The 3,987-nt window shown below is 49.4% G+C and carries 6 protein-coding genes and 2 pseudogenes; 5 read left to right on the top strand and 3 right to left on the bottom strand.

The genetic code is table 11. From position 1 onward, the window contains the following. Window positions 1-303 precede the first annotated feature (303 nt). From ABZJ92_RS20885 to ABZJ92_RS20875, 3 genes are all read right to left on the bottom strand, one after another. Entirely contained in the window at window positions 304-507 is a 204-nt protein-coding gene (locus ABZJ92_RS20885; protein WP_001005968.1) for a hypothetical protein, read from the bottom strand. A gap of 1 nt (window position 508) precedes the next feature. Further along, a complete protein-coding gene (locus tag ABZJ92_RS20880; RefSeq protein WP_001091985.1) occupies window positions 509-664 on the bottom strand; it encodes a DUF1391 family protein in 156 nt (51 codons plus the stop codon). A 202-nt stretch (window positions 665-866) separates the two neighbouring features. Then, window positions 867-1,274 carry a helix-turn-helix domain-containing protein gene (locus ABZJ92_RS20875; RefSeq protein WP_000787424.1) on the bottom strand — a complete coding sequence of 136 codons (408 nt, stop codon included), beginning with the start codon at window positions 1,272-1,274 and terminating at the stop codon, window positions 867-869. A gap of 76 nt (window positions 1,275-1,350) precedes the next feature. Between ABZJ92_RS20875 and ABZJ92_RS20870 the strand changes: the two genes are divergently transcribed. From ABZJ92_RS20870 to ABZJ92_RS20850, 5 genes and pseudogenes are all read left to right on the top strand, one after another. Continuing rightward, window positions 1,351-1,578 carry a Cro/CI family transcriptional regulator gene (locus ABZJ92_RS20870; RefSeq protein WP_000912291.1) on the top strand — a complete coding sequence of 76 codons (228 nt, stop codon included), beginning with the start codon at window positions 1,351-1,353 and terminating at the stop codon, window positions 1,576-1,578. Next, window positions 1,562-1,984 carry a toxin YdaT family protein gene (locus ABZJ92_RS20865; RefSeq protein WP_000702036.1) on the top strand — a complete coding sequence of 141 codons (423 nt, stop codon included), beginning with the start codon at window positions 1,562-1,564 and terminating at the stop codon, window positions 1,982-1,984. The genes ABZJ92_RS20870 and ABZJ92_RS20865 overlap by 17 nt, the downstream gene beginning before the upstream one ends. Window positions 1,985-2,061: 77 nt before the next feature. Beyond that, window positions 2,062-2,839, top strand: a pseudogene (locus tag ABZJ92_RS20860) (hypothetical protein). Between the two features lie 6 nt (window positions 2,840-2,845). Continuing rightward, window positions 2,846-3,592: pseudogene (locus ABZJ92_RS20855) on the top strand (ATP-binding protein). Between the two features lie 14 nt (window positions 3,593-3,606). After that, window positions 3,607-3,987 (top strand): DUF977 family protein (locus ABZJ92_RS20850; protein WP_353745994.1); only part of this gene is annotated, 381 nt, incomplete at its 3' end.

Raw genomic sequence — 3,987 nt, 5'->3', positions numbered from 1 at the left:
GGGAATATCTGCGGCAGCGGGCTTGTAATGGGTTAAGTGATAACAGATGTCTGGAAATATAGGGGCAAATCCACTGAGCCAGAGGATTACGAAGGGCTTCATAAATATATGCTCTCACTAGGATTCAGGAGAACGATCCCCCATGGAGATGGTTCGTATAATCAACTCCCGGACGGAACTTATGTTTCCGAAAAGGGCGGTGATATTTATCAAATTCGCAGCCAGATATCTGACTATGCAGACCGACTATCCGGGTATCGCGCGTCTGTTTTTGTTTGCGAATTCAGTCAATGCGCATGGTATTTATACCCCGCCAAGACCCGGTGAATATCCTGCACGGCCTTCTGCTTTGTAGAAGGCTTCTTCGCTATCATAATCGCCAGATTCCAGCGCTTCTTTAGCCAGCCAGATGCGTGCCCCAGTGCCTGCATTTGGCTCCAGTTGCTGGAGGCGTTTTGCATCTTCTAGGAGTAGAGCGATAACGTGTTTTAATTCTGTCTCGTTCATTTTACTCACCTGAATGTCTTCCCAACCAACGACGTGCGCCAGCTTCGGTTTTAAACGTTTTGCTTTTGGTATACGTTATGGCGGTGAATGTGCCGTCCTGGTTGGGGAACACGCCGTACACCGGAGATTCGTTGTTGCCAAGATCGATAGTATTCATGTTGACCCCATTTCCCCTTAACGCCGGGGTAGCGGAACTGTTTGCTGAGAACACCGTGCGGTGTCTTGATGAATAAAATTTAGAATAACCTAAGGAGGGTGATCAAGATTTTTGTGTAGAAAAACCTAAGTTTTTTGATGTAAAAAACACAAGTGTTTGAAAGTTTGTGCTTTTTATTACAGGGTGTGGAGAAAAAAGGGGATTATTTGTTTGCGCTTCTTTTGCGAGCTTTGAGTAGTTCTTCAAAAAGTTTGTTGAAATTTTCAACTCGAGCACGCATCTCTGACAACAGGGCCTTTTGCTCTGACTCAGGCAGTGCGTCGAACAGTTGAAGTAACTCTTTTTGATCTTCTGTCAGAATGGCTGGCTGATTATCCGGGATCGGTTCGCCTGGTTGTTTATCTTCATCCCCAAAAAGAAGCCAAGTCGGTGAGCACTGAAGCGCTTGGCTCAGTGCGAATAATCTTTTCCCCGCCGGCTGTGTTTCATCTCTTTCCCATTGAGAAATTGTTACGTGAGCCACTTTGACCAGCTTACCTAATGCGGCCTGAGACAGTTTTAATTTTTTACGCCTATGTAAGAGGCGAGCACCGAAGGTTTCGTTTTTCATATTAGGGAATTCTAATTTTTCTTGACTTAGGTTTCTCTACGGCCTGGTTTCCTTAGGAAAATCTAAGGAGCTCGATATGTTGAAAATTGATGCTATAGCGTTTTTTGGCAGCAAAACAAAGCTTGCCAATGCCGCAGGAGTTAGGCTGGCAAGCATTGCTGCATGGGGGGAACTGGTTCCTGAAGGTCGCGCGATGCGCCTGCAAGAGGCATCTGGCGGGGAACTTCAGTACGACCCCAAAGTTTATGACGAATATCGTAAGGCAAAACGACCTGGGAAGGTGATTCATGAAAATCAGGCATGAGCACATCGAATCAGTGCTGTTAGCCCTGGCAGCCGAAAAAGGGCAGGCGTGGGTCGCTAACGCAATTACTGAAGAATATCTGCGGCAGGGGGGCGGCGAATTGTCTCTGGTACCAGGCAAGGACTGGAACAATCAGCAGAATATCTATCACCGTTGGTTGAAAGGTGAAACGAAAGCGCAAAGGGAAAAAATTCAGAAACTGATCCCTGCGGTTCTGGCAATTCTTCCGCGTGAGCTGCGTCACCGACTCTGTATCTTCGATACCCTGGAACGCCGTGCATTACTGGCGGCGCAGGAAGCGTTGAGTACGGCAATTGATGCGCATGATGATGCTGTCCAGGCCGTTTACCGGAAAGCACATTTCAGCGGTGGTGGGTCGCCCGGCGATTCTGTCGTAGTGCATTGATTGAAATTAATCGTGCCGGATTGTTTTGTTCGGTATCAGTTAAATGTAACGCTGCGAGCGTTACAAGGTGAAAACAAATGGCTTCAAACTGGATAAAGCTCGAGGTTATTACGCCGGATAAGCCGGAAATATTCAGGCTTGCTGAGATTCTGAATATTGATCCAGATGCCGCATTAGGGAAGGTTATTCGCTTCTGGGCATGGGCGGATCAACAAATGATAGACGGTAATGCAGATTGTAACGCTCGCGGCGTTACAAAAAGTGCAATAGATCGCATCACTTTTATGTCTGGTTTTGCTGATGCGTTAATTCAGGTTGGATGGCTGGTCGAAAATGACGGTGGGCTTTCTCTACCTAACTTTGAACGTCATAACGGAAAAAGCTCTAAAAAACGGGCGGTTACAAACGAGCGAGTAACAAAAATACGCGAACTGAAACGAAAAGGTAACGCTGCCAGCGTTACACAAACGGATCAAAAAGCGTTACCAGTGGAAGAGGAAGAGGAAGATCTAAATACTGATCTCCCCCTAAATCCCCCTCGCCAAAAACGAGCGTCTAAAAAATTCGAGCCGGAGGCTATTGAGCTGCCCGATTGGTTGCCGGAAACACTCTGGCATGAGTGGGTCCGGTTCAGACAGGCATTGCGAAAACCGATTCGAACGGAGCAGGGCGATACGGGAACTGGAAAAATTCCGTCAGCAGGGTTTTACACCTGAGCAGGTGATTCGACACAGCATCGCCAATGAATACCAGGGCCTGTTCGCGCCGAAAGGTGTTCGGCCTGAGACGTTGCTCCGACAGGTTAACACCGTCTCGTTGCCGGACAGTGCGATCCCGCCAGGCTTCAGGGGGTAACGGACCATGAAAAATATTGCGACAGGCGGCGTTCTGGAACGCATCCGCCGACTGACCCCGCAACATGTAACCGCCCCATTCAGAACGGTAGCGGAGTGGCGCGAGTGGCAACTTGCTGAAGGCCAGAAACGTAGCGAGGAGATCAACCGCCTGAATCGCCAGTTGCGGGTGGAAAAAATTCTGAATCGCTCAGGCATCCAGCCGTTGCACCGTAAATGCTCGTTTGCGAATTACCAGGTGCAGAACGACGGCCAGCGATACGCGTTAAGCCAGGCGAAATCCATCGCCGATGAACTGATGACCGGGTGTACAAATTTTGCGTTCAGCGGAAAACCTGATACCGGGTAGAATCACTTAGCGGCAGCTATCGGGAATCGCCTGCTGAAAGACGGTCAGACAGTGATTGTGGTTACCGTGGCTGATGTTATGAGCGCCCTGCACGCCAGCTATGACGACGGGCAGTCAGGCGAAAAATTTTTGCGGGAGCTGTGCGAAGTGGATCTGCTGGTTCTTGATGAAATTGGCATTCAGCGCGAGACGAAAAACGAGCAGGTGGTGCTGCACCAGATTGTTGATCGCCGGACAGCGTCGATGCGCAGCGTGGGGATGCTGACAAACCTGAACTATGAGGTGATGAAAACATTGCTCGGCGAGCGGGTGATGGATCGCATGGTCATGAACGGCGGGCGCTGGGTTAATTTTAACTGGGAGAGCTGGCGTCCGAATGTTAGCCATTCGAGGGTTGTTAAGTAGTTTCAGGAGGATTTATGGCGAAACCTTTTACTCCCGAACAGCGGGAAGAACTGAAGACGCGAATTGTGGAACTCGTGCATCAGGACGGTCGGGTCACGATTCGGCAGTTGTCCGATGAAACAGGTATCAGTCGTGCGTCTGTCGGTCGCTTATGCATAGAACTGGTCGCAAGTGGTGATGTATATAATTCTGGCTACGGCTTATTCCCGTCTGAACAGGCTCGCAAGGACTGGCAAAGCGCCCGCAAAAAACTCTCGAGAGTAAAGGTGAGGAAACCGGTTGTTGTTGATCCGGACCTTATCTGGTCATTACCTGACGGAGAAATACGCCGCTACGACAGGCGCCTGAATATAATCTGTCGCGAGTGCCGGAAGAGCGAAGCTATGCAGCGTGTA

This window comes from Shigella sp. FJ200513, assembly GCF_040495915.1.
In the GTDB taxonomy this organism is placed as follows: Bacteria; Pseudomonadota; Gammaproteobacteria; order Enterobacterales; family Enterobacteriaceae; genus ECMA0423.
The sequence above is the reverse complement of the archived record's forward strand: the minus strand, read 5'-3'. Positions and strand labels throughout refer to the sequence as shown.